This is a genomic window from Sinorhizobium fredii (genome assembly GCF_002944405.1).
Lineage (GTDB): Bacteria > Pseudomonadota > Alphaproteobacteria > Rhizobiales > Rhizobiaceae > Sinorhizobium > Sinorhizobium fredii_C.
Genome location: NZ_CP024309.1, coordinates 412,135 through 435,962, shown reverse-complemented (window position 1 = coordinate 435,962; position 23,828 = coordinate 412,135). Strand labels below are relative to the sequence as shown.

The 23,828-nt window shown below is 58.6% G+C and carries 21 protein-coding genes and 2 pseudogenes; 17 read left to right on the top strand and 6 right to left on the bottom strand.

The window, feature by feature from the left end; translation table 11 throughout:
* The first annotated feature begins 175 nt into the window (after window positions 1-175).
* Together hisC and NXT3_RS23285 are read left to right on the top strand one after the other, a co-directional pair.
* Window positions 176-1,282 (top strand): histidinol-phosphate transaminase, encoded by a 1,107-nt coding sequence (gene hisC, locus NXT3_RS23290; protein ID WP_104840614.1) that lies wholly within the window; start codon window positions 176-178, stop codon window positions 1,280-1,282.
* Window positions 1,283-1,593: 311 nt separating this feature from the next.
* Window positions 1,594-2,622, top strand: coding sequence for an LLM class flavin-dependent oxidoreductase (locus NXT3_RS23285; protein WP_104840613.1), 1,029 nt, complete (start codon window positions 1,594-1,596; stop codon window positions 2,620-2,622).
* 141 nt (window positions 2,623-2,763) lie between these two features.
* Here NXT3_RS23285 and nodD2 read toward each other — a convergent pair whose 3' ends face one another.
* The gene (nodD2, locus tag NXT3_RS23280) at window positions 2,764-3,690 is read right to left on the bottom strand and encodes a transcriptional regulator NodD2 (RefSeq protein WP_037390239.1); all 927 of its coding nucleotides are present in this window, start codon (window positions 3,688-3,690) and stop codon (window positions 2,764-2,766) included.
* A 289-nt stretch (window positions 3,691-3,979) separates the two neighbouring features.
* Here nodD2 and NXT3_RS23275 point away from each other — a divergent pair, with 289 nt between their 5' ends.
* Window positions 3,980-4,570, top strand: coding sequence for a NodA family N-acyltransferase (locus NXT3_RS23275; RefSeq protein WP_104840612.1), 591 nt, complete (start codon window positions 3,980-3,982; stop codon window positions 4,568-4,570).
* Between the two features lie 147 nt (window positions 4,571-4,717).
* Here NXT3_RS23275 and NXT3_RS23270 read toward each other — a convergent pair whose 3' ends face one another.
* Both NXT3_RS23270 and NXT3_RS23265 read right to left on the bottom strand, forming a co-directional pair.
* Window positions 4,718-5,929 carry a beta-ketoacyl-[acyl-carrier-protein] synthase family protein gene (locus NXT3_RS23270; RefSeq protein ID WP_104840611.1) on the bottom strand — a complete coding sequence of 404 codons (1,212 nt, stop codon included), beginning with the start codon at window positions 5,927-5,929 and terminating at the stop codon, window positions 4,718-4,720.
* A 7-nt stretch (window positions 5,930-5,936) separates the two neighbouring features.
* Window positions 5,937-6,188, bottom strand: a complete 252-nt coding sequence (locus NXT3_RS23265; protein ID WP_037390236.1) for an acyl carrier protein — start codon at window positions 6,186-6,188, stop codon at window positions 5,937-5,939.
* Window positions 6,189-7,137: 949 nt separating this feature from the next.
* Between NXT3_RS23265 and NXT3_RS23260 the strand changes: the two genes are divergently transcribed.
* The 14 genes and pseudogenes from NXT3_RS23260 (at window position 7,138) to nodD1 (ending at window position 22,234) form a co-directional block, all read left to right on the top strand.
* Window positions 7,138-7,728 carry a NodA family N-acyltransferase gene (locus NXT3_RS23260; protein WP_104840610.1) on the top strand — a complete coding sequence of 197 codons (591 nt, stop codon included), beginning with the start codon at window positions 7,138-7,140 and terminating at the stop codon, window positions 7,726-7,728.
* A complete protein-coding gene (nodB, locus tag NXT3_RS23255) occupies window positions 7,725-8,384 on the top strand; it encodes a chitooligosaccharide deacetylase NodB (protein WP_104840609.1) in 660 nt (219 codons plus the stop codon). The genes NXT3_RS23260 and nodB overlap by 4 nt, the downstream gene beginning before the upstream one ends.
* A gap of 12 nt (window positions 8,385-8,396) precedes the next feature.
* Window positions 8,397-9,755 (top strand): chitooligosaccharide synthase NodC, encoded by a 1,359-nt coding sequence (gene nodC, locus NXT3_RS23250; protein WP_104840608.1) that lies wholly within the window; start codon window positions 8,397-8,399, stop codon window positions 9,753-9,755.
* Between the two features lie 16 nt (window positions 9,756-9,771).
* Window positions 9,772-10,389, top strand: a complete 618-nt coding sequence (gene nodS, locus NXT3_RS23245; protein WP_104840607.1) for a nodulation methyltransferase NodS — start codon at window positions 9,772-9,774, stop codon at window positions 10,387-10,389.
* A gap of 35 nt (window positions 10,390-10,424) precedes the next feature.
* A pseudogene (nodU, locus tag NXT3_RS23240) lies at window positions 10,425-12,175 on the top strand (nodulation protein NodU).
* Complete coding sequence (gene nodI / locus NXT3_RS23235; RefSeq protein WP_104840605.1) at window positions 12,142-13,056, top strand: nodulation factor ABC transporter ATP-binding protein NodI; 915 nt, start codon at window positions 12,142-12,144, stop codon at window positions 13,054-13,056. Before nodU ends, nodI begins: the two are co-directional and overlap by 34 nt.
* A 3-nt stretch (window positions 13,057-13,059) precedes the next feature.
* A complete protein-coding gene (locus tag NXT3_RS23230; RefSeq protein ID WP_037390228.1) occupies window positions 13,060-13,848 on the top strand; it encodes a nodulation factor ABC transporter permease subunit NodJ in 789 nt (262 codons plus the stop codon).
* Window positions 13,849-13,882: 34 nt separating this feature from the next.
* The gene (locus NXT3_RS23225; RefSeq protein WP_104840604.1) at window positions 13,883-14,935 is read left to right on the top strand and encodes an NADP(H)-dependent aldo-keto reductase; all 1,053 of its coding nucleotides are present in this window, start codon (window positions 13,883-13,885) and stop codon (window positions 14,933-14,935) included.
* Between the two features lie 175 nt (window positions 14,936-15,110).
* A complete protein-coding gene (locus NXT3_RS23220; protein ID WP_104840603.1) occupies window positions 15,111-15,872 on the top strand; it encodes a sulfotransferase in 762 nt (253 codons plus the stop codon).
* Window positions 15,873-15,877: 5 nt separating this feature from the next.
* On the top strand, window positions 15,878-16,777 hold the full coding sequence (gene cysD, locus NXT3_RS23215; protein WP_104840602.1) for a sulfate adenylyltransferase subunit CysD: 900 nt from the start codon (window positions 15,878-15,880) through the stop codon (window positions 16,775-16,777).
* Window positions 16,777-18,669 (top strand): bifunctional sulfate adenylyltransferase/adenylyl-sulfate kinase NodQ, encoded by a 1,893-nt coding sequence (gene cysN, locus NXT3_RS23210; RefSeq protein ID WP_104840601.1) that lies wholly within the window; start codon window positions 16,777-16,779, stop codon window positions 18,667-18,669. Before cysD ends, cysN begins: the two co-directional genes overlap by 1 nt.
* A gap of 215 nt (window positions 18,670-18,884) precedes the next feature.
* Window positions 18,885-19,232 carry a YybH family protein gene (locus NXT3_RS23205; protein ID WP_104840600.1) on the top strand — a complete coding sequence of 116 codons (348 nt, stop codon included), beginning with the start codon at window positions 18,885-18,887 and terminating at the stop codon, window positions 19,230-19,232.
* 93 nt (window positions 19,233-19,325) lie between these two features.
* Window positions 19,326-20,285 (top strand): annotated as a pseudogene (locus NXT3_RS33375) (acyltransferase family protein).
* A gap of 1,004 nt (window positions 20,286-21,289) precedes the next feature.
* Complete coding sequence (gene nodD1, locus NXT3_RS23195) at window positions 21,290-22,234, top strand: transcriptional regulator NodD1 (RefSeq protein ID WP_037390222.1); 945 nt, start codon at window positions 21,290-21,292, stop codon at window positions 22,232-22,234.
* A gap of 147 nt (window positions 22,235-22,381) precedes the next feature.
* Here nodD1 and NXT3_RS23190 read toward each other — a convergent pair whose 3' ends face one another.
* The 3 genes from NXT3_RS23190 to NXT3_RS23180 are packed head-to-tail and all read right to left on the bottom strand — an operon-like array spanning window position 22,382 to window position 23,809.
* A complete protein-coding gene (locus NXT3_RS23190; protein WP_104840599.1) occupies window positions 22,382-23,257 on the bottom strand; it encodes an SIR2 family NAD-dependent protein deacylase in 876 nt (291 codons plus the stop codon).
* 40 nt (window positions 23,258-23,297) lie between these two features.
* Complete coding sequence (gene nifT, locus NXT3_RS23185) at window positions 23,298-23,510, bottom strand: putative nitrogen fixation protein NifT (protein WP_104840598.1); 213 nt, start codon at window positions 23,508-23,510, stop codon at window positions 23,298-23,300.
* Window positions 23,507-23,809: a nitrogen fixation protein NifZ gene (locus tag NXT3_RS23180; protein ID WP_018097519.1), complete on the bottom strand. Its 303-nt coding sequence runs from the start codon at window positions 23,807-23,809 to the stop codon at window positions 23,507-23,509. The genes nifT and NXT3_RS23180 overlap by 4 nt, the downstream gene beginning before the upstream one ends.
* Between the last annotated feature and the right edge of the window lie 19 nt (window positions 23,810-23,828).

The following is a 23,828-nucleotide window of genomic DNA, read 5'->3' as shown; positions in this document are numbered from 1 at the left end:
AAATTGTTGACCCTCCTCTGTCAGTCTGGTCTCGTGAGCCTGCTTCTACGGCGTGGCGATCTGACGCAGAAGATTCGGCCACGCTCCAAAGTGGGACGCAAAACTGGGCTCCACTCCGCTTAGCACTCAACTACACGGCGAGTCCTCGGACGTGGAGACTGAAACGGAGAAAGATATGCCTGACGCAAAACTGCAGAGCGTGCTTTCATCTCTTTCGCAACAGGCGAGTGAGTTAAATGCGCTGCCGTCCATTTGTACGGTGCCTGATGCTCGTTGTGTCAAACTCAACACGAATGAGAATCCATTTGCGCTGCCGGCGCCCGTGATGGAGTGCGCCGTTGCGGCGCTCGAACGCCAATATCTCTATCCGCAAGATGATAACATCAGCTTGAGGGAAGCAGCCGCTAAAGCGTATGGGCTGTGCAGGGATCAGGTGATCGCCGGTAACGGATCCTCTGAACTTCTGGGGCTTATCTACAAGGCTTTCCTTAGTCCAGGCGACACCGTGGCGATGATTTCGCCAGGATTTTCGTTCAACCGCAAACTAGCCACTTTGCAGGGCGCTCGATTTCTCGAAATACCATTGACCGAAGCTTGTTTGCTGCCGACAGAGCAACTGCTATTCGGCCCTGCCAAGGATGCCAAGTTCATCCTATTAGCCAATCCGAACAATCCTACCGGAACGTTTCTTCCGGTTGCCGAAATCGAGAGCCTCGTAGCCCAGTCGGACCGATTGATCGTGCTGGATGAGGCCTATGTCGACTTTGCGCCGGACAATGCGTTGCGCCTTCTCGATCGCTATTCGAACCTTCTGATCTTGAGAACATTTTCGAAAAGCTATGCCGCCGCCGGCATTCGGATTGGTTTCGGTTTGGGTCATCCTGAGCTTGTTGGAAGGCTGCGTAATCTTCAGAACGTCTTCAACATGAACGTGATCGGCCACGCCGTTGGCATCGGCATCCTTTCCCATCGTGAAGCGTATGAAGAGAACCACATACATATCAAGCGGGAAAGACAGAGAGTGTGCGTGGCGCTGTCGCAACTTGGCTTCTCCGTGACACCTTCCAATGCCAATTTCCTGCTGGCCCAAGTGCCTCCAGGGCAAGACGGAACTTGGTGGCAAGCATCTCTGAAGAAGCGAAAGATACTCGTTGCCGTATTCCCTGAAGATGGCCTCGAAAACTGCATTCGCGTCAGCATCGGTACAAGAGCCCAAATGGATGCTTTCCTCACAGCTGTCAGAGACATTTCTGGCCGGCTTCAGCACGACCCTGGCCGTTGATTCTGACTGCTAAGCCAGAGGCACGCTTAACTCACTGATCTTCCAAATTCAGCCAAGCCCACATCCTTGCTTCGTAGAACCGCGAACCAAGAATGGCATCGCCTTTCGCTGGAGCCACTCAGCAAAGCTCCAGGGCTAAGCCGTGCGGATTGACGGTCACCGCTGCCGCGCTGTCCGATGCCGCTGAGAGGACCAATATCGAAATGAGGAGCAAAGGCAATTCTCGGACCAGAGACACATCAATCCCAGCGGCCGCTTGGGGCCGACGGCCAAAATATCCAGATTTCCGCGCCAGAGTTGGAGATAATTGAATGAGAAACGCCTCTTCTTCTAACCTCGCCATCGGCATCTTCGATCACCTGGACGAGGACGGCAGCGATATCGCCCGACAATACGCGGATCGCCTGACGCTGGCGGAGGCGTGTGATCGCCTCGGTTTCTATGCGTATCATCTCGCAGAGCACCATTTTACCCCTCATGGGAGAGGTCCGTCGCCAAATCTGTTTCTGTCGAGCGTCGCACAGCGCACCCAGCAGATTCGTCTCGGCCCAATGGTAATGCTGCTTAGCCTTTGTCATCCGCTACGCGCGTTTGAAGAGATCTGCATGCTGGACCAATTGAGCGGTGGCAGGTTAGAGCTGGGCATAGGGCGCGGCTCTCTCCCGATCGAATTGGGTTACTTCGGGATCGGTGCGGACGCGGCACCAGAACGCTATGCGGAAGCCAGCAAGATACTTATGAATGCGATGAGAGGGGGCACGCTATCCCATCAAGGCGACTATTTCGAGCTGAACAGCGTTCCGTTGACGCTGAGGCCATATCAGCGTCCGCATCCGCCGACATGGATCGCCACCAATCGACCGGAGTCCGCAAGCTGGGCGGCTGCGCACGGTTCAAACATCGCGTGCGTAGGGCCTGCCTCTTCAGTTCGCAAGGTTACTGACGCCTACCGCGCCCACCGAGAGCGCAGCGTTGACATCGGCGATCGAGCGCCGTTTCTGGGCCTGCTTCGCATGGTTGTAATCGGACGCTCGGAAAAAGAAGCGGTTTCGCTCGCGATGCCTGCCTACGCCCGGTGGCTCGAAAGTTTTAAGTTTCTCTACGAACTCAACGGGCTCCCGACACCACCAAATCTCCCTTTGACCTTCGATGCAGCGATCGAAAGTGAATTGTGCGTAGCAGGAACGGCAGCTTCTGTGCGGCAAGCCCTTCTTGATCAGCTGGACGCGGCAGGCGCCAACTATCTGCTGTGCCAACTCGCATTTGGAAGCCTTCCATTAGAGGCTTCGCTCTATACCGCGACAACCATTCGGTCGGAAATTATTGAGCGAGTTGCCTGACGATGAGTACACCAGCTCGAAGCTCAGCCATGTTTGTCGCGGCTGCGATTAGGCTCAGCTAAGACGCCCGTGTTGTACTCTGCACCACGATGGCGGCACCCCGCGCTGCGGCTTGAACGCTTGAACCGGGACGCCGGGACGTCACCTGGACTCCCGCGGCAAAGCCATGCGGGATGCCTCCTCTACCAACATATCGCGCATCCAGAGGCTCGCAGGATCACTATTGTGAAGGGCAGGCCATTGGACTGCCTCGGTGAATGGGGGAAGTGGCAACGGGAGCTCGACGATCCGCAGGGGAATTGTTTTTGCGAAACGCTGCGCCAGTCTCAGAGGCATGGTCCCTATACGCTCGGTACCAGATACCATGGGCGCGATCATGCTGAAGCCCTGCACGACAACGTCGACACGTCTCTTCATGCCGTGTTCGAGCAAATACCATTCCTCGATGGATGGCTTGCGCGTATTGCCGAACTTGACCACAACATGCCCCATAGACATGTATCTCTCGAATGTAAGCGGCTCCGACAGTTGCTCGTTCGTGCGACAACCGACGCACACATGTACCTCGTCGAACAGTTTCGCTCTGGGATGAGCGTTTGACATGAAGATTTCCGGCAGGATCAGAAGATCGATGTCGCCGCGCCGAAGGAGATCCTCATAGTCGTCCGCAAGAGGCAGAAATTCGAAGCTGACGCCGGGCGCTTCGCGCGCAGCGCGCTCCACGATCTTCTCGAAAAAGACGAGTGTAGCGTAGTCGGAGAGGATGATTTTGAAGCGACGATCCGACTGGGCCGGGTCAAACGGATCCGAGGAAATGATCGAGACCTGGACGTGCAGCAGGGTCTCGCGGACCGCCGGCGCAAGCCGTTCCGCACGTGGCGTCGGAATCAGCTCACGGCCAATCATTGTAAAGAGCTCATCGTCGAAATAGGTGCGCAGGCGCCCGACCGCCGCGCTCATGGCCGGCTGACTGAGATTGATGCTGCGTGCCGCAGCCGTGAGGTTCCGTTCGGTCATCAACGCGTCGAGCGCGACGAGGAGATTTAGATCAAGGCCCTTGAAACGCATTTCCTCATTTATCCATGGCGTGGATGCATGACAACCAAACTATCGATTTTACGCATTTACCGGCTTACTCCATTAGATCGTGGTCAATCGAAAGAAATCAAGGCATCAACGGCAAATTGCGAGTGGTGCAGGAAGTAACCGAAGTGGTTGGAACACGTATCAGCTCTGGAACATCGCGCTATGCCACGAGCTTCATCGGCTAGCAGCGCATTGTGCGTGCCCGCTTCAGAAGCTCGCTTTCAATCGCGTAGCCTGTCTCAGAACTAAACAAAGAAGGAGAGGTCTGTGCATGGGCTCTGAGGTGCGGTGGAAGCTGTGCTGGGAAAATGAGTTGCAACTCGCCGACCATATCGAACTCGCTGAGTTCTTTCAAAAGACATATGGTCCGACCGGCGAATTCAACGCCAAACCATTCGAAGGCAGCAGAAGTTGGGCCGGAGCGAGGCCAGAGCTTCGTGCGATTGCCTATGACTCGGGCGGTGTAGCGGCCCATCTGGGCGTGTTGCGCCGTTTCATCAAGGTTGGTGCGGTTGACCTGCTGGTGGCTGAACTTGGCTTGTATGGGGTGCGTCGGGATCTCGAAAGACTCGGAATCAGTCATTCAATCCGCGTCATGCTTCCAACGCTGCAGGAGCTTGAGGTTCCGTTCGCTTTCGGCACGGTCAGGCCCGCGCTGGAGCGCCATGTTGAGAGGTTCGGCAGGCATAGTCCAGTGACTGTCTTGTCGGGGCTTCGCGTGCAGTCCACGCTGCCGGAAGCTCGTCTCGACAAGCCGCCCACGCGTATCGAAGATGCACTTGTCATCGTTCTGCCAGTGGGACGGTCAATCTCCGATTGGCCCGCCGGTATGACGATAGAACGCAACGGGCCAGAGCTATAGCAGCTCTTTTTCTTTTGACGTGTACGAAGTCTGCCCCGAGGTACCCAACTGCGTGTTGCGGACACGCAAGGGCTCGGTACCCACTCAGGCGAGCCCTGATTGAGTAAACCACGAACATCGTTAGGTCTTCTACTTCGCGTGGAGTCGTCAGGCCGCCGTGATTGCCAGCACGGCGTTGGTGCCGCCGAAGGCGAAAGAATTGCTGATCGCTGCCCGCACCTTGCGCTCGCGCGGAATGTTGGGTGTCACGTCGAGGTCGCATTCGGGATCCTTCTCCCGGTAGTTCGCGGTCGGCGGGATTAGACCGTCGCGAAGCGCCATGACACAGGCAATCAGCTCGAGAGCGCCGGATGCCCCCATGCAGTGGGCATGCATCGACTTGGTCGAGGACACCGAAAGGACATCGGCGTGATTGCCGAAGACGCGGCGAATTGCCTGGGTCTCGAGCCGGTCGTTGTATTTGGTGCCTGTGCCGTGAGCGTTGACATAGTCAATGTCCGCGGGCAGGAGCCCGGCATCGGCAAGGCAGGCCTTGATTGCGGCGATCGGGCCTTCGACGGTCGGTGCGACAATGTCGGATGCGTCTGCGGACATTCCAGTGCCGGCAAGCTCGGCAAGGATCGGAGCGCCGCGCGCCACGGCGTGCTCATAGGTTTCGAGGACCGCCATGCCCGCGCCTTCGCCGAGCACCAAGCCGTCCCGATCGGCCGAGAACGGCCGGCAAGTCTCGCGGGCGACGGCGCGCAGCGCCTCCCAAGCCTTCAGCACACCGTAGGCGAACGGCGCGTCGGTACCGCCGGCCAACATGACGTCAGCCCTGCCGAGCCTCAGCTGGTCGATCGCAGATATGAACGCGTGGTTTGACGACGAGCACGCCGACGTTACGCCGAACACCGGCCCACGCAGCCCGTAGACCATGCTCACCTGACTGGCCGGTGCGCCTGGCATGGAGCGAGGCACCGCAAAGACATTCGTGTGTGATTTCCCGGCGATGAAGAGCCCGCGGTAGTTCTCTTCAAGCGTCTCAGCACCGAAGATGGCTGTTCCGACGACCGCGCCGGTGCGATCGGTGTTGACATTGTCGGCGGTGAGCCCCGATTGCCGAAGCGCCTCGCCGGCGGCAAGAACTGCCAGCAGGCTATAGCGGTCCATCGTCGCAAGACGCTTTCGATCGAACTCGACCTCGGGCAACTGCTTGACCTCTGCCCCTGTGCGGATTTTCGTCTTATGGAGGGGGACCCTGGTGATCTCGCCGATCGCCGATCGGCCTGCGCGCATCGCTTCCCAGATGGAGGGCACGCTGACGCCCAAGCCGCAGATGCCGCCGAGGCCGGTTATAACGATACGGGACCGGGCCATGCGAAAGCTAACTCTTGGCCGTAATCAAAGCGCGTGTCGCCTCGACGAGGTCGCCGACGTTCTTGAGATTGCTCCAGGCCTCGGAAGTGCTCATCTCGATTTCAATGCCGTAGGCAACCTCGAGATCAAAGACGATCTCGGTCAGTTCGAGCGAATGGATTTCAAGATCCCCGAGCTCCGAGTCCATCGTAATTTCTTTGTCTTTGTCAGCATGAGCTTTTATCTTTTCGATAATCTCGGTTGCCAGTTGATCGGCCATTGCCCTCACCCAAATTCCTGGTTCATTCCCTGCGCAACGAAGCTGAGCGGGCCAGCTGCATCTGCCGTTCCACACTGGAACTTTGTCTTGTTCAATCTACCCGGTGGTCAGTCTTCATTTTGCTTAGTGGCCGCCAAGGCCAGGCAGACGCACACAATCACGGAGAGATTTCCGCGTGAGGCCTGCGCGAAGTGAAAGCCGTCACTCATCGAAATACGGGGTTGTATTCGTGTAGCGGTCGCATGTCCTCGCATAGGTCCGTGTAGCAGTTAACATTAGGCGCGACGGTTCAAGTGGTTTTGCACGAGAATTCGCGTCTTTCATCCATGCCGCTTTCCGCAACATTGGTAAAATCGATTGTATGGATGGCATGCATCCATATGTTGAATTGGCGCTTTGCAATTGCTGGCGTTAGGACGCGGCCGCCGATTGGGCGACGTCTTGCGACTCCACCGAGCGGCTGTCCGCTCCATCGGATCCCCAGGCGGGCCGAAGTAGGATCGTTAGTTTTCGATCTGAGGACATCCTCAGCCGGTGCGTAACCGCGACAGACGGCCGGACGGAGCCCATTGATGCTGAGCGCCTGCCAGCTCGCCCGTCAGAGGTCCAGAACGACACAGGACAAATTAGCTCGTGGGCCGCCAAGCCATCCATACCGTGGATGCATGCCATCCAAACAATCGATTTTACGAATTTATCCGCCTGCTCCATTAGAAGGCCATCACTTGACGGAAATCAAGTTCCATCGACGGCACATTTGCGAGTGGCGCAGGAAGGACCGGAAGTGGTGAGGCAGCCCAGCAGTTCCGGAAGGGTGTTACGAAAGGCTTGAGCGTTCCAGTTACAGGTCATTGCGATCGCTGACGACAGCCTCTGACGATTCAACTATCGCTCGCAGCTTCGATCGTGTGATCGGGCGCTAGCAGCAGCAAAATGAGGAGGTCTTTGCATGCGCTCTGAGGTGCAATGGCGTCTATGCTGGGAAAACGAGTTGCAACTCTCCGACCATGTAGAGCTCTGCGAGTTCTTTCGAAAGACCTATGGGCCGACCGGCGAGTTCAATGCAAAACCCTTCGAGGGTAGTCGAAGTTGGGCCGGAGCAAGGCCTGAGCTTCGGGCAATCGCCTATGATTCCGGGGGAGTTGCTGCCCACATGGGCTTGCTGCGCCGTTTCATCAAGGTTGGCGACGTCGACCAACTCGTGGCTGAACTGGGATTGTACGGGGTACGTCCAGACCTCGAGGGACTCGGGATCGCGCATTCGATCCATGTCATGCTTCCAGTACTGCAGGAGCTTGGCGTTCCCTTCGCTTTCGGCACAGTTCGGCACGCGCTGCGCAAACATGTTGAGAGATTCGCCCGGTACGGTCTGTTGACCGTCATGTCTGGGGTTCAGGTGCGGTTCACCCTGCCAGAGGCGCGTCTCGACAAACCGCCCATACGCATCGATGACCCACTTGTCATCGTTCTGCCGGTTAAACGATCGATCTCCGACTGGCCAACCGGCTCGATCATCGATCGAAACGGACCAGAGCTATGACACACCCCGATTGTTTGTCTGAAGTGCGCAGCGGGTGCACTGACGCTATCGCTGAGCGCAGCGTTTACTTGACGTTCGACGACGGTCCTCACCCATTTTGCACGCCGGCAATCCTCGATTTGCTGGCGGAACACCGGGTTCCGGCAACATTCTTCGTCATTGGCCAGTTCGCGGCCGACCAGTCGAGCCTCGTCCAGCGAATGGTAGCGGAAGGGCACGAGGTCGCTAACCACACGATGACACATCCGGACCTGTCCAAATGCGGACCAGGCGAAGTAGAGCGTGAAATACTCGAGGCGAACAGGGCCATCAAGGCGTCGTCCCCTCACGCCTCGCTACGGCACATCCGTGCTCCGTATGGCATCTGGAGCGAAGAAGTGCTGACGGCGTCGGCGAAGGCTGGGCTGACCGGGGTCCACTGGTCGGTAGATCCTCGAGACTGGTCCCGCCCTGGCGTCGACGCCATTGTCGATGCAGTGCTCGACTCTGTCCGGCCGGGCGCAATTGTGCTCTTGCACGACGGATGTCCTCCCAACGAAATGCAGCCCGGCACTGGCCGCAATCTGCGCGAGCAGACCATCTTGGCGCTATCCAGACTGATTCCGGCCTTGCATGGCCGCGGTTTTGTAATCCGCTCGCTTCCTCAAGATCACTGAAGAAGAGATCCCATGAATTTTCTTGATACAACCAGTACCGTCGCCATCTCGCTTTATGCGCTGCTTTCGACTGCTTATAAAAGCATGCAGGCCGTTTACTCTCAGCCGGCATTCGATTCATCGGCGTCTGAGCGCCCGGTCGGCTTCGACGGGCTGCCGAGCGTGGACGTCATCGTACCCTGCTTCAACGAAGACCCGGACACGCTTTCGCAGTGCCTGGCTTCCATTGCAGATCAGCAATACGCCGGGGAAATGCGCGTCTATGTCGTGGATGACGGTTCTGGCAATCGCGACGCCTTGCGACCCGTGCACGAGACCTTCGCGCGCGACCCCAGGTTCGATATCATTCTGCTTCCTCAGAATGTCGGAAAGCGCAAGGCACAGATCGCCGCGATACGCCGCTCTCATGGCGATCTGGTGTTAAACGTCGACTCTGACACGATACTCGCGTCCGATGTCATCACGAAGCTCGTACCCAAGATGCAGGATCCGGCCGTCGGTGCGGCCATGGGACAGTTGACGGCCAGCAACCGCAGCGACAGTTGGCTGACCCGTTTGATCGATATGGAGTACTGGCTGGCTTGCAACGAGGAGCGTGCGGCACAGGCTCGCTTCGGTGCCGTTATGTGCTGCTGCGGCCCATGTGCCATGTATCGCCGCTCTGCGCTCGTTATGCTGTTGGACCAGTACGAGTCACAATATTTCCGGGGCAAGCCGAGCGACTTCGGTGAGGATCGGCATCTCACCATTCTGATGTTAAAGGCAGGCTTTCGAACCGAGTACGTGCCGAGCGCAATCGCAGCTACAGTCGTTCCGAACAAACTAGGGCCGTATCTGCGCCAACAACTGCGCTGGGCACGCAGCACGTTCCGGGATACGTTGCTTGGGCTGCGCCTGCTGCCCGGCCTCAATCGCTTTTTGACGCTGGACGTGGTCGGACAGAATCTCGGGCCACTGCTTCTGGCGCTATCAGTGCTGACGGGGCTCGCACAGCTCGCACTGACAGGCACCGTGCCTTGGTGGACAGCCCTGATGATTGTGGCCATGACGATGGTTCGCTGCACCGTTGTAGCGTTTCGGGCCCGCCAACTCCGATTCCTGGGCTTTTCTCTGCACACATTCATCAACATTTTTCTGTTGCTGCCCTTGAAGGCCTACGCGTTGTGCACACTGAGCAATAGCGACTGGCTGTCGCGCAGCTCTGCTGGCAGCTCGTCGAAGAAAGCGGCGGAACAGGCCCCCGTCCAACGTCCGACGACTGAATGTCGCGCTACAGAATGTTCGGGACATATGACACCGCTTCGAAGGCTCAACCTTGCGCGCGACTCTTCGAGGCTAGTGACGTCTGAATGCATTTGCAGCGACGAGTAAGAGCTACACACCCGAGGTGATCGAGTTGACACAGATCGATAATTATCAATTGCTGAATCATGAACTGGCGGCAGAGGATCCGTGGGGACTCGATGCCAATCCATTCGAGCGTGAGCGTCACACGCAAATGCTCCGCCTGTCGCTTGCCCAGGGATCTATCTTAAATGCGCTCGAAGTGGGGTGCGCCGCCGGCGCCTTCACGGTGCAGCTAGCACCTCACTGCCAACGCCTCACCGTGATCGATGTTGTGCCTCAAGCTATAGAAAGAGCGCGCCGACGGATGAATGAGCCGCCGCACATCAGCTGGATAGTCTCTGATGTTCAACAGTTTTCACCTGATGAGCGGTTCGATCTGATCGTTGTGGCGGAAGTGCTCTACTACGTTGGAGGAATAGCCGAGATGCGGGCCGCCGTCCGCAATCTGGTGCGGATGCTTGCGCCAGGAGGACATCTGGTTTTCGGATCGGCGCGCGACGCCAATTGCCGTCGCTGGGGCCACGTTGCTGGTGCTGAGACGGTCATCGGCATGCTGAACGAAACTTTGTTCGAGGTAGAACGGCTCGAGTGCCGGGGCGAGTCGGTCAACGAAGACTGCTTGATCGCCCGCTTCCGCAATCCGGTTTCTGCTTCCTGACGAACTGAACCGTCGACTTTAGACATGGAGACACTATGCGCATCTGTGGTATCAAGCTGACCCATGACGGGGCGATTGCGCTTGTCGAGGACGGACGGCTCGTCTTCTGCATTGAGCAGGAGAAGCGGGACAACAATCCGCGATATCAAACCGTCGACAATCTCGACGCAGTTGTCGCCGCTTTGGCGCAACACGGTCTCAATCCGCGCGATATCGATCAATTCGTTATCGACGGCTGGGATGGGGAGGACGAGTCACAGTTCCAGGTCCTCAGTGGAGTGGCACCCTTAACTCTAAAAGGGGCACCTTATGTCGAACGCCATGCCGATGGCCTTCTCGAATCCCTCGACGGCTCCGGGCTCATTCTCGACGACCGGGTATTTCCTTACAAGAGCTATCCTCATGTTACGGCCCACGTGGCCTCCGCATACTGCACCAGCCCCTTCGCCAACACCGGACAACCCGCATTCTGCCTCGTTTGGGACGGCTGCATCTTTCCGCGCCTCTATCATGTGGACGGCCGAGGCGCACGGTTTCTCGAAAGCCTGTTCCCGGTGATAGGCCAGGCCTACGCCGCGGCGGGCCATTATTTCGGACCCTATAGGAAGGCGAGCCGGGGAGGTTGGGACCTAGGGGTGGCTGGCAAGCTGATGGCCTATATCGCGCTCGGCTCGGTTGACGAAGATATCGTCGCGGTATTTCAGGAGCTTTACGAGGAGCACTTTGCGGCCGATACGGCACTTGCCCGCCGCTACCGCGCCAACATCACGGACGCCGAGTCCTCGCTCGCAGCTGTGCATGGTTTCTTCGAAGCCAGCGTGGTGCGTTTGGAGACGAAGGCACCGGAAGACGTGCTTGCGTCGTTTCATCTCTTCCTTGAGCGTCTCCTTGTCCAGGAAATGACAAATGCTGTGCGGCGCCATTCGTTTCCGGGACCTCAGAACTTGTGTATAGCCGGGGGCTGCGGTCTCAATATCAAATGGAACAGTGCACTACGGGAGACCGGCCTGTTCGATGCCGTCTGGGTACCGCCATTTCCGAATGACAGCGGCTCGGCAATCGGCGCCGCTTGCTGCGCAATGGTGGAGCAGCAAGGTTTCGTGCCCCTGGAATGGTCGGTCTACAGCGGCCCGGCCCTGCAGATCGGGCGTGTGCCGCCGGGATGGGAGGCCCAGCTATGCGGCATGCCCGAACTTGCCACCATCCTCGCCAGCAACAAGCCCGTGGTTTTCCTTTCCGGGGCCGCCGAGCTTGGGCCTCGAGCGCTGGGAGGCCGAAGCATTCTGGCAGCCGCGACTTCGCCGGAAATGAAGGATTTTCTGAACGACGTCAAATTTCGCGAACACTTCCGGCCCGTGGCGCCGATATGCCTGGAGGACCGGGCGCCGGATATATTCAGCCCTGGAACTCCGGATCCCTATATGTTGTTCGATCATCAGACGCGGTTGGAATGGCAGGACAAAATTCCGGCTGTTGTCCATCTCGATGGATCGGCACGATTGCAGACCATATCCAGGCACTCTCTACATGAAGTCGCCGAGCTCATCGTCGAATATGAAAAGCTGACGGGCATTCCGCTGCTTTGCAACACGAGTGCCAATTACCATGGACGGGGCTTCTTCCCGGATGCTGCCGCGGCCTGCGAATGGGGACGCATTGAACACGTATGGTGCGACGGCCTGCTCTATACGAAAACGCAGGTAACCCAAGAAGCGCCAGCCGACGGCGTCGCCCTCACGGCAAGATGAGCGCATGTCCATGTTTTCAATCGACCTTTCAGGCGTGAGCAAGACATATGGCGACAAGGTTGTGGTCGACAAGCTGTCGTTCAGTGTTGCCCCGGGGGAATGCTTCGGGCTGCTTGGACCGAACGGCGCGGGCAAGAGCACGATTGCGCGTATGATCCTCGGCATGACAGCGCCTGATGCGGGGAAGATTACTGTGCTCGGCGTGCCGGTGCCGGCAAGGGCTCGCTTGGCGCGAAGGGGCATCGGCGTGGTCCCCCAATTCGACAACCTCGACCCTGAGTTCACCGTACGCGAGAACCTGCTGGTCTACGGACGCTACTTCGGCATGAACACACGCAAGGTCAAGGCGGTCATGCCGTCGCTTCTTGAGTTCGCACGCCTGGAAAGCAAGGTGGATGCGCGAGTCTCCGAACTTTCGGGCGGCATGAAGCGGCGCCTGACGCTTGCACGTGCATTGATCAATGACCCGCAGCTGCTTGTCATGGACGAGCCGACCACCGGTCTCGATCCGCACGCGCGCCACCTCATCTGGGAGCGCCTGCGTTTCCTGCTGGCCCGCGGTAAGACGATTATCCTGACGACCCACTTCATGGAAGAGGCTGAGCGGTTATGCGATCGGCTTTGCGTGCTCGAAAGAGGTCGCAACATCGCAGAAGGACGTCCGCACGCGCTGATCGACGAACTGATCGGGTGCGAGGTCATCGAGATCTATGGCGGCAATCCGCATGAACTGGACTCTCTGATTAGACCATATTCCGATCGCATCGAAATCAGCGGCGAGACACTCTTTTGCTACGCGCCCGATCCGGAAAAGGTGCGAGTGCGGCTGCGCGAGCGCGCAGGATTGCGTGTCCTGCAACGTCCGCCGAATCTCGAGGATGTATTTTTGCGGCTGACCGGTCGAGAGATGGAGAAGTGAGCTATGGGTGAAGGTTGTGCCGCGGCTCTGCCCGCCAACGCTTGGAACTGGATCGCGGTATGGCGACGCAACTATCTGGCCTGGAAGAAGGTAGCACTTGCGTCAATTCTCGGGAACCTGGCCGACCCTATGATCTACCTGTTCGGCCTCGGCCTTGGCCTCGGACTTGTTGTAGGTCGCGTCGACGGCACGTCTTACGTTGCGTTCCTTGCAGGCGGCATGGTGGCGACAAGCGCGATGACGGCTGCGACATTCGAGACGATTTACGCGGCTTTTGCGCGGATGAACGCCCAGCGAACCTGGGAAGGGATCCTCTACACACAAATGACACTCGGCGACATCGTTCTCGGTGAGTTGGCATGGGCAGCCAGCAAGGCGTTTCTCGCCGGTACGGGTATCATGATTGTCGCCACCGTGCTGGGCTATGCGACCTGGCCGTCCGTCCTTTATGCGCTACCGGTCATCGTGCTCACTGGATTTGCCTTCGCGAGCCTGGCGATGGTGGTCACGTCGCTTGCGCCCAGCTACGACTACTTCATTTTCTACCAGACGCTCGTCCTCACACCAATGCTGTTCTTGTGCGGCGCGGTGTTTCCGATCACGCAGCTGCCCCAGACCTTTCAGCAGGTAGCGCAATTCTTGCCGCTATCGCATGCAATCGACCTCATACGTCCGGCAATGCTTGGCCGCCCCGCGGGCAGCATAGGCCTGCATATGGGCGCGCTTTGCCTCTACACAATCTTGCCGTTCTTTCTGTCGGCGGCACTGTTTCGTCGGCGCCTGATGTCTTGACGCTACTCACGACCACACGAGAAGGAGAATCGCGATGCAGCTTCGCGAACTTGGCCGCAGCGGTCTGAAGATAAGCGTGCTTGGCCTGGGCACAATGAGCTGGGGAGAGCAGAATAACGAAGCGGAGGCGCACGCGCAGATGGACGCGGCCCTCGATGCCGGCATAAACTTTGTCGATAGCGCAGAGATGTACCCCGTGCCGCCCCGCCTGGAGACGCATGGCCTGACGGAGCGTTACATCGGCAGCTGGATACGAAAGACCGGCCGCAGGCAGGACATTGTGCTCGCAACAAAAGCCGTCGGGCCTGCTCGGGTAGGAAAAGCGAACCTACCTTATGTGCGCGACGGCCGGGTCAGCTACACTCGCGCCAATCTGTTCGAGGCCGTGGACGCCAGTCTCCGAAGGCTTGAGACGGATTATATCGATCTCTTCCAGCTGCATTGGCCAGATCGTAGCACCAACGTCTTCCAGCTGCTCGACTACCAGTACGAGCTGGACGACGATACTGTTCCGATCCTGGAGACGCTGGAAGCGTTGAGCACGCTCGTCGAGAGCGGCCGCGTCCGTCACATCGGGCTCTGCAACGAGACAGCTTGGGGCCTTGCGCGCTTCCTGCATCACGCGGAAGCACAAGGGTTGGCGCGCGTGATAAGCACCCAGAATCCCTACAATCTGCTCAACCTGGATTTCGAATATGGTCTCGCCGAGATGGCTCTGCGCGAACAGGTGGGGCTCCTCGCCTATTCGCCGCTCGCTATGGGCACGCTGACCGGGAAATACCTGGGGGGCCACCGGCCAACTGGCTCGCGGCTGAACTTGTTCGGACGGTTCTTCCGCTACAGCAACGAGAGGGCTCAGCACGCGGCGCTCGCATATACGTCGCTCTTCCGTGAACATGGCATCGATCCAGTGCACGGTGCGTTGTCGTTCGTCAGAGGCCGGCCATTCGTGGCAACGACCCTGATAGGGGCCACCTCCGTGCAGCAGTTGCAGCACAACATCGCCAGCCTGGAAGTCAACCTGTCACGCGAAGTCCTGGATGGTATCCAATCGATCTATCAGCGCTATGGAACGACAGGGCCATGAGCCGAGGCGGCGTCCTGCTGCAACACACGCCAAATTGGGTTTCTGTGGCCGTCTTTGAGCAATCCTCAACAAGTCACGCGGGTGAAACTGGACTCGCTGCGGAACGGGGTGGGCGAGTTCGTCGTGCTGGCGCCACCCAAACTTTCATGAACTATTTGAGTCGGGAACACGTGCAATGACCCATACCGCACCGGCGCCTCAGCCATTTGCGATCCTTGGAATGCCGAGAACTGGAACGCACTACCTTGAAGAGTTGCTGAATGAGCATGCGAACGTGTTGAGCAACGGTGAGCTCCTTAACACGTATGACGCGAATTGGCCCGATAAGGATCGCCTGCTACGCAGCGATCGCGAGCTTCTGGAACTCGCTTATCTGCGATTTCCCACGCGGAGCGACAAGAAGGTCACGCATGTTGGATGCAAGATCAACGAACCGCAGTTTCAGGAACGTCCAAGCTTTTTCAACGAGCTGGCGCGTTGGCCAGGGCTCAAGGTCATCCTTTTGTCTCGCAGGAACACCTTGGAGTCGCTGCGTTCGCTGGTGCAGGCAAGGCAAAGCCGCCAATGGCTGAAATTCAGTTCGGATGACGATACGGCTCCGCCGCCACGCGTCAACTTGTCGATCGCCTCCTGCGAGGACTACTTCAGGGCCGCTGATGAGTTTCATGCTCGCGTCGCGGACTCCTTCGCTTCGAGCAGGTTGCTTGAGATCGAGTACGAGAAACTTCTGCGTGAACCTACCGCATGCCTGGAAACGGCCTGGCGATTTCTGGGCGTTCCTGCGTTGCAACTTTCAGGCAGTGGTACCCTTCAGCGCCTGGAACAGCGGCCGCTGGACGACACGGTAGAAAATTTCGAAGAGTTGCGGCGTCATTTCGCAGGCGGACCTTACGCGAGATTCTTCGAGCTTGACGACGCATTGATGCCGGAGGGGTAAGTGACATGTCCCTTGCCAACCTTCGGAGACTTGAAGCCGAAGCCATTCATGTCCTTCGAGAAGTAGTCGCGACGTTTTCGAACCCGGTTGTCCTTTACTCGATCGGGAAGGACTCGTCCGTTCTCCTGCATCTGGCGATGAAGGCGTTCTTTCCGGCAAAGCCGCCCTTTCCCTTCCTGCACGTGGACACAACGTGGAAGTTCCGGGAAATGATCGAGTTTCGCGATAGGATGGCGCGAGAACGCGACTTCAAACTTCTCGTCCATGTCAACCAGGACGGCGTCGAGCAGGGTATCAATCCCTTTACGCATGGGTCCAACCTGCACACCCACGTCATGAAGACTATGGCGCTGAGGCAGGCCCTCGAGAAATACGGCTTCGACGCGGCTTTGGCGGGAGCGCGGCGGGACGAGGAGAAGTCGCGGGCCAAGGAACGCATGTTCTCGATCCGCAACGCCCAGCACGGCTGGGACCCGAAGCGCCAGCGGCCGGAGATGTGGAAGACCTACAACACCCGCGTCGGTGCCGGTGAGACGATGCGGGTGTTCCCGCTCTCCAATTGGACCGAGTTCGATATCTGGCAATACATCCATCAGGAGAATATCCCGATCGTGCCGCTCTACTTCGCGGCGCGCCGGCCGGTGGTGAGCCGCGGCGGCATGCTGATCATGGTCGACGACAGCCGCATGCCGCTTGAACCCGGCGAAGAGGTCGTGGAGCGGATGGTCCGCTTCCGTACGCTCGGTTGTTACCCACTGACCGGCGCGATCGACTCCGAGGCTGCCACGGTTCCGCACATCGTGCGGGAGATCATGACGGTGCGCACGTCGGAGCGGCACAGTCGCCTGATCGACACTGACGAAGTCGCGGCGATGGAAAAGAAGAAGCGCGAGGGGTACTTCTGATGTCGTATATGCCGTCGATGCCGCCGCATGACATTGAGGCGCAACTGGCCGAGCACGACAACAAATCGATCCTTCGGTTCATCACCTGCGGCTCCGTCGACGACGGCAAGTCGACGCTGATCGGGCGTTTGCTCTACGACGCAAAGCTGGTCTTCGAGGATCAATTGGCCAATCTCCGACGCGTCGGGGCGGCGAACGGCAATGAGATCGACCTGGCGCTGCTTCTCGACGGCCTTGAGGCGGAGCGCGAACAGGGCATCACCATCGACGTCGCCTACCGCTATTTCGCCACGTCGAGACGCAAATTCATCGTCGCCGACACGCCCGGCCACGAGGAATATACCCGCAACATGGTAACCGGCGCTTCGACGGCCGAGTTGGCCGTCATCCTCGTCGACAGCCGCCAGGGCCTTCTCCAGCAGACCCGGCGCCATTCCTATATCGCCTCGCTGCTCGGCATCCGCCACGTCGTGCTGGCGGTCAACAAGATCGATCTCGTCGAGTTCCGCCAGCAGGTCTTCGACGAGATCGCAACCGACTATCTGGCCTTTGCCAGGGAACTCGGCTTTGCCAGCATCCAGCCGATCCCGATCTCGGCGCGCTATGGCGACAATGTAATCTCGGCCTCGGTGAACACGCCGTGGTACAAGGGGCTCGCACTCCTCGAATACCTGGAAACAGTGGATCTCGACCCACCCGCAAAGGAGCGGCCGTTCCGGTTTCCAGTCCAACTGGTGATGCGGCCGAACGCGGACTTTCGCGGCTATGCGGGTCAGGTTGCGTCGGGCCATATCTCCGTCGGCGATCCAGTGGTCATTGCCAAATCCGGCCAGCGATCCACAGTCAAGGAGATCGTGACCTATGCCGGGAACCGCGAGGCGGCAGGGGAGGGAGAGGCCGTGACACTCGTCCTTGCCGACGAGGTCGATGTCTCGCGCGGCAACATGCTGGTCCCCGCTGCCGCGCAGCCGTACGTGGCCGACCAGTTCCAGGCGCATGTGATCTGGTTGGATGAAAGTCCGATGTTCCCGGGGCGGAGCTACATCCTCAGGACCGAAACCGACAGCGTCAACGCAACGGTGACCACGCTCAAGCATCAGGTGAACATCAACAGCCTCGTCCGCGAAGCCGCGAAATCGCTACAGATGAACGAGATCGGCGTCTGCAACATCTCGACGCAGTCACCCATCGCCTTCGACGCCTACAAGGACAACAGGGCGACAGGCAACTTCATTTTCGTCGACCGTGTGACAAACGCAACCGTCGGCGCCGGCATGATCGACTTCCCGCTCCGCCGCGCCGACAACGTCCATTGGCATGTGCTCGATGTGAACAAAAGCGCGCGCAGCGCAATGAAGAACCAGCGTCCTGCCGTGCTCTGGTTTACCGGGCTTTCCGGTTCCGGCAAGTCGACGATCGCCAATACGCTCGACCGAATCCTGCATGCCCGCGGCAAGCACACCTATCTGCTCGATGGCGACAATGTGCGCCATGGGCTCAATCGGGATCTGGGCTTTACCGACGGGGATCGCGTCGAGAACATTCGCCGCGTAGCGGAGGTGGCGAAGCTTATGGCCGATGCCGGCCTGATCGTTCTCGTCTCATTCATCTCGCCATTCCGCGATGAGCGGCGCATGGCGCGCGAATTGATGGAAGAGGGCGAGTTCATCGAGATCTTTGTCGACACGCCGATCGACGAGTGCGCGCGCCGCGATCCGAAGGGGCTCTATGAGAAGGCTTTTGCGGGAAAAATCGCAAATTTCACCGGCGTCTCCTCACTCTATGAAGCGCCGGAAAATCCGGACCTGCATCTGAAGACGGTCGAAGAGGACCGGGTCGCCCTTGCGCTCAAGATCGAGGCATTCCTCGACCAATGGATGGAGGAGAAATGACGCCCCTTTGCGAAGTCTTGGAACGAATTGCGCTCAATACGGGAGCGGCAGTCTATGATGTGTCAACGCGGCACGCGCCAAGGTGTCTTGCTAGGGCGTGCGGGACCAACGTTCTTGAACACTGACGAGGCGTTCATGAGTGTCTCCTATTACTGTCAAGGAGCCGTCTTTCAGAGCGAGCTCCGATGATCCTGCCCGGCGGAAGGAACATCCCTATGAAGCCGCGTGAAATGGTCGAAGAGTGGATTAGACGCTTCAACAGGCGTGATGCGGTCGCCGTCGCAGAACTATATCGGGAAGATGCCCTGCACCTTCCAGCAAAGCAGCGTTCTGTCGAAGGTCGCTCTGCAATCCAGAAAATGTTTGAGGAGGATTTCGCGGTCGCGGGAATGACCTGCGTTCCAGAGGTCATATACGAAATAGGTGGTAGCGCAGTACTCGAATGGCGCGATCCATCCGGCCGGCGAGGATGTGGCGTCTTCGCTGTGCGCGAAAGTCGCATCTCCTTTGCGTACTGGGACGAACGTGCATCCGTTCGGATGCAAAATCTTCCGATCCAATGATCGTTGAAGGATGGCCCGCGGGCATTGGGGGACTGTGAAAGCCACCGCATATGGTGGTGGGTGAGTGCCGCGATAGCAGTTAGGAGGCCTTCGATGGGGACAATCCGGGCGATCCAGTATCTGCGGGCCGGCGCCGCCCTCGCTGTCGTGATCCTTCACGCTGCCGAGAGGACCGGGCATCATTTCGCTGTCGGTGCGGCAGGCGCCGATGTCTTCTTCGTCATCAGCGGCTTCGTCATGTGGGTCATCAGCGAGCGCCGACCGTTGGCCCCCGCGAAGTTCATTGCCGATCGCATCCGCCGCGTCGTGCCGATCTACTGGCGTCTGCCGGCTGTCGTCGGCCTTTTCCTGCTGCTGGTGATTGCGGGTCTCGAAGTCCGCTGCGAAAAACGCGGTGGTGCTGACCTATACGCGGGCCGTCATTTCTGGAGTTCGTAGCCGGAATGTTAGCGGGCTCTGGCTGAAGGGTAGGATGCCCCCGTGGTCTTTGGCCTGGCGCTGACGGCCTTGGCATTCGGCGGCTTTGCTCTTGTGGATATTCTTCATCTGCCGTTCGACGAATGGATGATCGGTCCGCTGGCGGTGCTGCTGGTCCTCAGCGCGCTGACGTTAGAGGCCGCGGGACGAGTGCCTAGCCTGAGGGTCCCGAGCCTTCTCGGCAATGCATCCTATTCAATCTATCTTTGGCCCACGTTCGCAATCTCCTTGGCGGCAAAGGCCGTAGCCACGTTCAACCTCGATTGAGCGTTTGCGATGGCCGCAGCGGTACTATCGGGTACGCTTCTGGGCATTGCCGCTTACGCGATGCTCGAACGGCCATTGGTGGCGTCGGTCGAAAGCTCGGCGGCGCAACCGGATAGGACTTCACGCAGGCAATTTGCCTTTCGATGGTGCTCTCGTTTTTCGGTTCAGGGACAATCTGCGGTCGGCAGCGTTCCAATGCCCCGTTGTTCTCCTCAGCACTGGCGGTCGCTGCTTGCGTTTATCATCCATAACGCGAATGGAGTCCATCCATACAATCGATTTTACCGGTACCGCGTAATGCTGCATTGACGAAAGCCCGGGCACTGAGGCCCGCCTGCGCGACCAAACCTCCCAGTCGTGCATGATTCCAACACTGGATGGCCGCGGATTTTAATCCGCTGCGTCCTCAATCGTGTCCTGCCGGCCGTGACCGGTAGGAGGAGGCGAACCAGGCTCCATCTTAGAGAAGCCGCAGGGGTAAGATGCCGATGCTCAGCGTTGTCATTGCGCACGACCAGAATGTCCTCAAATTCGACGACGTCTGCACGCCGGCTATTCTTCGGACGCAGCCAAGGGCGGCGGAGTTTTCTCTGGTTTTTTCTCAGAAACCGTCGTCAAGCTCCGTAGTTGCATGCCGGGATGCTGAGGCGCCGGAACTTTCCCCTGATGTCCTGCAAGCGCAGGCCGTGTCGCTCGAATCCTTGGTTCTCCGGTATCCCGAACGACAAGGTCTCGAAAGTGCACTTCTGATTCAATTTCAACATAGAGCATCAAGCGAGGCGCCACGGAAATGAATCACAATGCTCTTCTCGCTATCGCCGGAGCGCTCGGACTCTTTGCCGGCGCTGCTGGCACAGGGCTTGTCGTGTCGTTGATCTTCCCCTCCGCCAGGTCCAAGACTTTGGCGCGTCGTCGGAGGCTTAGGCACTGTGGCCTACCGCATCTCACCATGCTTTGTCTTTGGAACCGGAAGCACAAAATCGCGCATGCGACAGGCCAATGTGTGCTCGCGATCGCAACTTCGCTTGCAGGTCTAGGTCAATATGCCTCCTCAGTTGGAGCAGGTTGATGAGACCGGCGGCTTTACCGGCGTCTGACGCGGCAATCGAGAGCTAAAGCCGCTCTGCAGCCGGCTTTAACGTCACCTGCCCATTTCTTCTATGCAGTCAGCTCGATCGTGCTCATGGCCCTTCATTTCTTTTGCTTAAAACGAATTCCATGTCGGAAGCAGATACGCTGGGAAGAAGGTAAGCTTTTGCCTGCCAACAAGCCTCGTCACCCTTCTCGACACCTCGCGACGGGTAGATGAAGACATGCGGTTCAAGGGCCTTGATCTAAATCTCCTCGTCGCACTCGACGCCCTGATGGCTGAGCGTAATCTCACGGCGGCGGCACGCACCATCAACCTGAGCCAGCCTGCCATGAGCGCGGCTGTCGGCAGGTTGCGCACCTATTTCAATGACGATCTTTTTACCATGGTTGGCCGCGAACTCGTTCCGACCCCGCGTGCCGAACGGCTCGCGCCCGCAGTGCGCGAGGCCCTGCTGAACATCCAAATCTCCATCATCTCCTGGGACCCGTTTTGCCCGGCCCAATCGGATCGCTGCTTCAAGGTCATTCTCTCCGATTACGCCGCGCTCGTCTTTTTTGAGAAGGTCGTGAAGCGTGTCGCCCGGGAGGCGCCCGGCGTCTGCTTCGAGTTGCTGCCTCTCGCCGACAACTACGATGAATGCCTGCGGCGCGGTGAGGCCGATTTTCTCATCTTTCCGGAATTGTTCATGTCGCGCGCGCATCCTAAGGCGACCCTGTTCGAGGAAACTCTCGTGTGCGTAGGCTGCCGCTCGAACAAGCAGCTGTCAGAGCGACTTACATTCGAGAGATACATGTCGATGGGGCACGTTGTGGTGAAGTTCGGGAATGCCCGGACGCCTTCCATTGAGGAATGGTATTTGCTTGAGCACGGGCTTAAGAGACATATCGAGGTTGTCGTGCAGGGCTTTAGCATGGTTCCGTTCATGCTTTCAGGGACCGAGCGCATAGCGACGATGCCCTTACGCCTTGTCAATCAGCTCGCAAAAACTATTCCCCTGCAGATCGTAGAACTTCCGCTACCAATGCCCGCATTCAACCAGGCCGTCCAATGGCCGGCGCTTCACAATAGCGATCAGGCAAGCCTCTGGATGCGAGACGTGTTATTTCAGGAGGCATCCCGCATGCCCTCTCCACGTGAGGTCATGAGACGTTTCAGATTTCCCTAACCCGCTATCCTCTCACCACGTTTAGCTCAATAGCCGAGATGATCGACGTCCAGTGGAAATGGGCCTGCGACTGCCTTCAAGTATCGACCGCCCGACGAACGGCTGACGGACGCTTCGTCTCCGCAGCACTCCTTGGCTGCACTTTCCTCATCCGACAAGCCGAGCCGCAGCCTCGCCAGTCGGCATGTCGATGAGCGTAATCGCGCTTGCTGCAAGGAAACGGCGTTCGTTGTTGGTCAGCGCTGCCGCATCGAGCACCGCAAAACGTGGGCCGTTGGAGCGCTTCATGATCTGTCGGGCGTAGGTGCGCAGCATCTGGTCGTTGAAGCGGCAGCCGACGAAGAAGAAGCCCCTGTTGGTGCGCCGCTCCTTCACCACTTCAGGGATCGGCGTCTGAATATCGATCTCGGTCAGGACTTCAACATAGTCGGAATCCGAGACGAGAAAATTTGCCGCCGGCCTGACGCTGCCGTGCGGCGTGTAGAGAACCGTCTTTGCCGCTGATCCCATTCCGATTTCCCTCCCGGACAAATCGTAGGCTTTCGTCCAGATGTCGTCGTATCCGGTTGCCCTAGTGACGCCTTGTATCTCAACCACGTCCGTTCGGCCGGTCTCAGCAAGGGCCGCCCGCATCGTCGCGTCGTACCAGCTATCGATGATGAGGGAGAGGGGTAGCGTTGCGAGCCAGGCATGCAGAATGGTCGGCGCCACCGGCGGAGCGAATATATCGGCCATCCAGGTTTGAAGCGTCCGGCGATGCCGGCGCTGTTCGATGAATTGCGCGACCGACCACATATTGGTGCGTATTCTGGAAGGGGCTGGCGCCCGCGTGTTGAGTGCCGCCGCGACGGCTTTCGGCTCGTGCGGTACAGTCGGCCCCGCAGAGCTGAGCCTTAGAAGACCCGGACCGAGATAGGGAACGACCGTATCGGCGGCGAGCGCTTCCTTCAGCAGGTGAAGCCGCTTTTCCGCATCGCTGTTGCGCACCAAAAGGAAACGGTCGGTGGTCACGATGGTGTTCATGCTGCTTTCTCTTGCCGTTTGTCCTCGATTTTCTGCAGCATCAGTCGTCGTCGAAAATCCTCCTGGCGTCGACGGTGATCGGCAGACGCGTATCGCGCGGCAGGTCAGGGAGGGCGAGCCGCCAGCCGTTCTTGAGCGTTACAGCCCCGCCCCACAGGTCTTCATTTTCGACCTTGACGATCGGCTCCTCGAGATCCTTCTTAGGAACATAGGCCGACAAGCCGGCGCTGGTTCTGCGGATCATTACCTTCATCTTGCTGTTCCTTCGCTGACAACGGTGGCGGCTTTCTCAGTGCTCGTCAGTTCACGCGCGCGCATGCCGACAACGGTGCCGCGATCGATCCATTCGACGGCATAGATGTAGAACTGCTGGAGAAAGGTACCGATGTCGCGCACATAGCCTTCGTCGCCTTTCCGCACCAGGTTTTCACCGATGGTTTTGCCGGGATAGGTGCCGTCATTTTTTACGTGGCGTGTAGCACGGACCCGCTCACCGGGCATGAAAAGTGGCGGCTTGCGGATCTCGACCTCCTGTTCGCGTGAAAGGTCCATTGCGTTCTTTCCGTTTTGG